Genomic DNA, 6,130 nt, shown 5'->3' on the forward strand with positions numbered 1-6,130 from the left:
ATTAAAAACAGACAGCGCCATGCAGGGGTAGTATCATTGGCGCCATTAGCTCCTTTTTATTATTTGAGATTTTATTGTGACTTCATTTGCTGACCTCAACGCGCTGAGCGCAGAACAACTGTCTAACCTACAAGAGTTAGGTTACCTCAGTATGACCCCGATCCAAGCAGCCGCACTTCCAGCTATCCTTGCCGGGAAAGATGTTCGTGCGCAAGCCAAAACAGGCAGTGGCAAAACAGCCGCATTCGGTTTGGGTTTATTACAACGTATTGATGCCAAATTATTTAAAACCCAATCACTGGTTTTATGCCCGACTCGCGAACTCGCAGAGCAAGTCGCCAACGAATTGCGCCGCTTAGCCCGAGCAATTCCGAATCTTAAAATTCTCACCTTATGTGGTGGTGTGCCTTTTAGCGTGCAACGTGATTCCCTTGCTCACGCTGCCCATATTATTGTCGCAACGCCAGGCCGCTTACTTGATCACTTAAACCGCGAAACCGTTCAACTTGATGAGTTGCAAACGTTAGTGCTGGATGAAGCGGACAGAATGTTAGATATGGGTTTTATGCCTGACATTGAAACTGTAATAGATTATGCGCCGATGAGCCGACAAACTTTACTGTTTTCCGCGACTTGGCCAGAAGAAATCGCCCGTATTAGCCAGCAAATCCAGAACGAACCGCAAACAATTGAAATCAATAGTGTTGATGAATTACCTGCGGTTGAGCAGCAATTTTATGAAGTTTCACGCCATGATAAAATCGAATTATTACAAAAATTATTAAGCCGTGAACAACCCGCATCTTGCGTGGTTTTCTGTAATACCAAAAAAGATTGCCAAGCCGTGTATGACGCACTGAGTGACAGCAAGCAAAGCGTTTTAGTGCTACATGGTGACTTAGAGCAACGTGACCGTGACCAAACATTGGTACGTTTTGCAAATGGTAGCAGCCGTGTATTGGTTGCAACTGATGTCGCTTCACGCGGGCTAGATATTAAAGCCCTCGAAATGGTCATTAACTATGAATTATCATGGGATCCTGAAGTTCACGTGCACCGCATCGGCCGTACAGCCCGTGCAGGGGAAAGTGGCTTAGCCATTAGCTTATGCGCACCAGAAGAGGCGCAACGCGCAAATGCCCTCGAAGAAATGCTGAACATGAAACTGAACTGGCAACCTGAGCCCACAGGCCTGCGTATTACACCGCTTGAAGCTACAATGGTGACGTTATGCCTTGATGGTGGCAAAAAAGCCAAAATGCGCCCAGGTGATATTTTAGGGGCACTTACAGGGGATGTCGGCCTTGATGGGGCAGACATTGGTAAAATTGCCATTCACCCAACTCACGCTTATGTGGCAGTAAAACGTTCCGTCGCTCAACAAGCGTGGAAACACCTGCAACAAGGTAAAATCAAAGGTAAATCCGTTAAAGCGCGATTACTAAAATAGCCCTTTCAGTACTTATTTAGCGTCTAACCGTATTTAGGCGCTAAATTTTCTTTTTATTTCTTATTTAACATCAAGTTTAAGCTCATTAATTCAGCAAATGATAGTTGACCCTTGAAATCAATCGTTATATAACTCAATTCACATCGAAATATTAGGTTATATAACAATGAAAAAATATCTTATTGGTTTTTTGGCTTTATCTTGCTCATTTGCCAGCTTCGCTGAACGAGAGTTTACTGACCAATTAGGTCGAAAAGTCATCATTGACGACCAAGTTGAACGCGTAGCTGTTCTCCAACACCAAACATTAAATTTACTGGTTCAACTGGATGCTACCGATAAAATCGTCGGCGTCATGGGGAATTGGCGTGAACAACTTGGGCCAAGTTATGAGCGACTTGCCCCTGAATTGGTCAAGGTTCCCAACGTTGGCGATCTCAAAAGTGTCAATCTGGAAAGTTTGGTCCAATTGAAACCCCAAGTGGTCTTTGTGACAAATTACGCCCCACAAGAAATGATCGATAAAATATCCCAAGTGGGTATCCCTGTTGTGGCAATTTCGTTGCAAAAAGAAAACAGTAGCAATGCAAAAAACAATGTTAATCCTGAGCTTATCAACGAAGAACAAGCCTACAATGACGGTTTAAAAGAAGGTATTGCGCTGATTGGGGATATCGTCAATAAACCTGATAACGCAAAAACACTGATTAAAGAAACCTTTGATAGCCGCGATGTTGTGGCTCAACACTTAAAAAATATCCCTGAAAATCAACGTATTCGTGCCTATATGGCGAATCCCGAGCTCACCACCTATGGTTCGGGGAAATATACAGGCTTAATGATGCAACATGCAGGGGCAATGAACGTTGCCGCAGCCACCATCAAAGGCTACAAACAAGTTTCCTTAGAGCAAGTGATTAGCTGGAACCCAGAGGTGATTTTCATTCAAGACCGCTACCCAAGCGTCGTCGATGAAATCAACAATGACCCGCGTTGGCAAGTGATTGACGCTGTTAAAAATAAACGCGTATTTTTAATGCCTGAATATGCAAAAGCATGGGGTTACCCAATGCCTGAAGCAATGGCGCTGGGTGAATTATGGATGGCAAGTAAGCTCTACCCACAAAAATTTGCGGATGTCGACGTTGATGCAAAAGTGAATGATTGGTATCAAAAATTCTATCGAATTCAATACCAAGGCAGCAATTAATGCACATTATGGCAGCGGGCAGTCTACGTGGTGCGTTGACTGCCATTTTAACACGTTTTCAGCAAACTAATAAGTCGGTAATCACCTGCGAGTTTGGCCCCGCAGGTTTATTACGACAAAAAATTGAAACGGGTGAACATTGTGATTTATTTCTTTCTGCCAATGAGTCACATCCCTTTGCGTTAATGCAACAAAATATCGCCTATGCCACTTTGCCCTTTATTGCCAACTGTTTAGGTATTACCACAACGGCACAACTCGCCGAAAAGTACCCTAATTGGCTGCAATTACTCAGCGCACCAGAGGTTGTCATTGGTACGTCCACGCCCCACGATGACCCTTGTGGGGATTATGTTGCCCAACTCTATGACAAAATTCGCCTGAATCATCCTCAACTTGCTAATGATATTCAAGCTCGCACCCGTCACTTAGTTGGTGGAAAAAACTCCCCGGCGATCCCTTCAGGCCAATTAGCATCCCAATGGCTTATAGAATCCCATCAGGCAGACTTATTTATTGGCTATCATCACTATCAACAAAAAATTGCTAAACTGCCAAACCTCGCCACGCTTCCAATCCCAAATCACGATAATATTCAAGCAATTTACGCGATGGCGCTCATAACAAAAAAAGCTGAAATTTTCGCAAATTACCTATTACAGTTTGAATCACAACAATTTTTTATTGAGCATGGTTTCACTGGCTTTCAATAAATCGTTCAGGAAAATACTTTTTGATTCGATAAATTAAAAATATTTAACAATATACGAAAACGTTTGCTTTTTATTTTGCTGGCTATAAAATGCGTCGGATTTTTTTGGCCTGAGAAAAATAACTGGAGACAATCGTGCCTGAAGATAAAAATTATAGCCATGGCCCCGTGCCCATATCCGCGCGAAAAGGCGGACTAGCATTAACCTTTGTGATGCTAGGTTTAACGTTCTTTTCAGCCAGTATGTGGACCGGAGGCGCTCTCGGTACCGGTCTTAGTTTTCATGATTTCTTCCTCGCAGTTTTTATTGGTAATCTTCTTCTTGGTATCTACACCGCATTTCTTGGTTTTATCGGTTCGAAAACTGGCTTAACAACTCACCTCCTCGCGCGTTACTCCTTCGGTATTAAAGGCTCATGGCTCCCTTCATTTTTACTTGGCGGCACACAAGTCGGCTGGTTTGGTGTGGGTGTGGCGATGTTTGCTATTCCCGTTGGTAAAGCCACAGGCTGGGACATTAACTGGTTGATTGGGGTTTCAGGTATTTTAATGACTGTCACCGTATTTTTTGGTATTTCTGCGTTAACCGTCCTTTCTATCGTCGCCGTTCCTGCTATTGCCATATTAGGGAGTTACTCAGTCTACCTCGCGATCACCGATATGGGGGGGATGAGCGCACTGCAAGCTGTTGTCCCAGCAAAACCGATTGATTTTAATTTGGCGCTTGCCATGGTAGTCGGCTCATTCGTCAGCGCGGGTACCCTAACCGCGGATTTTGTTCGCTTTGGTCGTAAACCGAAAGTTGCCGTTTTAGTCGCGCTAGTCGCTTTCTTCCTTGGTAACTCATTGATGTTTATCTTTGGTGCCGCAGGCGCTGCCTCACTGGGAATGGCCGATATTTCAGATGTCATGATTGCTCAAGGTTTGTTATTACCTGCAATTATCGTTTTAGGCCTAAATATTTGGACAACTAATGACAATGCCCTTTACGCTTCTGGTTTAGGTTTTGCCAACATCACCGGGTTATCCAGCAAAACTTTATCCATAGTGAATGGGTTAGTCGGTACTCTGTGTGCATTATGGCTATACAACAACTTTGTCGGCTGGCTAACCTTCTTATCTGCCGCCATTCCGCCGATAGGTGGGATAATCATTGCTGACTATTTGATGTATCGTCATCGTTATGAAACATTCGATCGCAGCAAAATGCGTGATGTGAATGTCAGTGCGTTAATCGCTGTTGCAGCGGGCGTGATTGCGGGAAATTGGTTACCCGGAATTGTCCCAGTTAATGCCGTTCTTGGTGGCGCTTTGTGTTACGCTGTCCTTAACCCTTTATTCAATCGCCGCCGTGCCACGGATTCGGAGCTAACTCGTGCATAATCAAACTATTAAACATATCCATAATGTCCGCTTACCTGAGCGTGATGGCTTATGGCGCATCGATATCGACAACCAAAAAATCACTGCAATTACCCCGCAAGTGGATGGCGAAATCTTGCCAGAAAGCTTAAACGGTGAAGGTGGGTTAGTCTCAGCGCCTTTTGTTGAGCCACACATTCATTTAGATACCACCCAAACTGCGGGACAACCTAGCTGGAATCAGTCTGGTACCTTATTCGAAGGGATTGAACGTTGGGCTGAGCGCAAAGCCATGCTCACGCACGATGATGTGAAAAACCGCGCATGGCAGACCTTGAAATGGCAAATTGCTAACGGAATTCAACACGTTCGTACCCATGTTGATGTGTCTGATCCTACGTTAACAGCATTGAAAGCGATGCTTGAAGTTAAGCAAGAAGTGGCGCCATGGGTTGATTTGCAAATTGTCGCCTTTCCACAAGAAGGCATTATGTCTTACCCAAATGGTGAAGAACTCCTTGAAGAAGCACTGCGCCTTGGTGCTGACGTCGTTGGTGCAATTCCTCACTTTGAATTTACCCGTGAATACGGAGTGGAATCCCTCCATAAAACCTTTGCTCTAGCCGAAAAGTATGACCGTTTAATTGATGTTCACTGCGATGAAATTGATGACGAGCAATCGCGCTTTGTGGAAACCGTCGCTGCGTTAGCACACGCGAAAGGCATGGGCTCCCGTGTGACAGCTAGCCATACTACGGCGATGCACTCTTATAACGGTGCGTATACGTCCCGTTTGTTCCGCTTACTGAAAATGTCGAAAATTAACTTTGTCGCCAACCCGTTAGTGAACATTCACTTACAAGGCCGCTTCGACACCTATCCAAAGCGCCGTGGGATCACGCGTGTGAAAGAGATGCTGGCCGCGGATATTAATGTGTGCTTTGGGCACGATGACGTTTTCGACCCTTGGTACCCACTTGGCACAGCCAATATGCTGCAAGTCCTGCATATGGGGTTACATGTTTGCCAATTAATGGGTTATCAGCAAATCAACGATGGGCTGAAACTGATTAGCGAATACAGCGCACGCACCTTGAACTTGCAAGACTATGGTGTCAGCGAAGGCAAACGCGCAAGTCTGTTAATTTTGCCCGCTGAAAATGGTTTCGATGCAGTTCGCCGTCAAGTTCCAGTGCGTTACTCTATTCGTGATGGCCGAGTGATTGCCAATACCCAGCCTGCGGTAACCCAGATTCACCTCGAAGAAACTGAAACTGTTCGTTACGGATATTCCCCGCTAGTTTAATTATCAATAATTATGACTAGTCCTGATATAGGTTGACAACTTTTCAGTCATAAAACGCCCGATGAACTTCATTGGGCGTTTTATAGTTTA

At 44.7% G+C, this 6,130-nt stretch carries 5 protein-coding genes; all 5 read left to right on the forward strand.

Translation table 11 applies throughout. The annotated features are described in order from the left end of the window. Positions 1-76: 76 nt before the first annotated feature. The 5 genes from dbpA to AC4IFO_RS09555 all read left to right on the forward strand — a co-directional run bounded on the left by dbpA (position 77) and on the right by AC4IFO_RS09555 (position 6,040). Positions 77-1,450 carry an ATP-dependent RNA helicase DbpA gene (gene dbpA, locus AC4IFO_RS09535; protein ID WP_490733800.1) on the forward strand — a complete coding sequence of 458 codons (1,374 nt, stop codon included), beginning with the start codon at positions 77-79 and terminating at the stop codon, positions 1,448-1,450. A 166-nt stretch (positions 1,451-1,616) separates the two neighbouring features. Beyond that, positions 1,617-2,660 (forward strand): ABC transporter substrate-binding protein, encoded by a 1,044-nt coding sequence (locus tag AC4IFO_RS09540; RefSeq protein ID WP_273838712.1) that lies wholly within the window; start codon positions 1,617-1,619, stop codon positions 2,658-2,660. Beyond that, on the forward strand, positions 2,660-3,373 hold the full coding sequence (locus AC4IFO_RS09545) for a substrate-binding domain-containing protein (protein WP_490733803.1): 714 nt from the start codon (positions 2,660-2,662) through the stop codon (positions 3,371-3,373). Before AC4IFO_RS09540 ends, AC4IFO_RS09545 begins: the two co-directional genes overlap by 1 nt. A 134-nt stretch (positions 3,374-3,507) precedes the next feature. Next, on the forward strand, positions 3,508-4,755 hold the full coding sequence (gene codB, locus AC4IFO_RS09550; protein WP_490733805.1) for a cytosine permease: 1,248 nt from the start codon (positions 3,508-3,510) through the stop codon (positions 4,753-4,755). Continuing rightward, on the forward strand, positions 4,748-6,040 hold the full coding sequence (locus AC4IFO_RS09555) for a cytosine deaminase (protein WP_490733807.1): 1,293 nt from the start codon (positions 4,748-4,750) through the stop codon (positions 6,038-6,040). Before codB ends, AC4IFO_RS09555 begins: the two co-directional genes overlap by 8 nt. The last annotated feature ends 90 nt before the right edge of the window (positions 6,041-6,130 follow it).

This window comes from Providencia sp. UF-224 (assembly GCF_058245955.1).

Coding starts and splice junctions, on each gene's coding strand:
- AC4IFO_RS09545 (WP_490733803.1), top strand. CDS start 2,660: ATGCACATTATGGCAGCGGGCAGTCTACGTGGTGCGTTGACTGCCATT.
- AC4IFO_RS09540 (WP_273838712.1), top strand. CDS start 1,617: ATGAAAAAATATCTTATTGGTTTTTTGGCTTTATCTTGCTCATTTGCC.